Raw genomic sequence first — 272 nt, forward strand, 5'->3', positions numbered from 1 at the left:
TGGCTGCAAAGCCCGGCGGCGCCATCCAACCAGTGAGGACGCGCAGCACCTGCTGCAGCGACAGCCCCACCACCGCAAAGCCGAGCAGGAACAGGATCAGCACCATCAGCAACGGAATGCGGCCGACATGCAACCAGCCGAGGAACTGGCCGACCGCGCCCGGTTCGGCGCCTGTGTCACCGTGGTCCAGACCGAAGTGCGTGACCAGCAGATTGCCGGCGTGCTCGGTCAGGCTCAGCCCCAGCAGCAACGAGAGGCTCTCCAGCGCGCCA

At 67.3% G+C, this 272-nt stretch carries 1 pseudogene; it reads right to left on the reverse strand.

Annotated features, from left to right (window positions below):
• A pseudogene (locus RVY79_RS19690) lies at positions 1-250 on the reverse strand (OB-fold-containig protein); the annotation flags it as partial.
• Positions 251-272: the final 22 nt, after the last annotated feature.

The organism is Chromohalobacter sp. HP20-39, from assembly GCF_033052815.1.
Classification (GTDB): Bacteria; Pseudomonadota; Gammaproteobacteria; order Pseudomonadales; family Halomonadaceae; genus Chromohalobacter.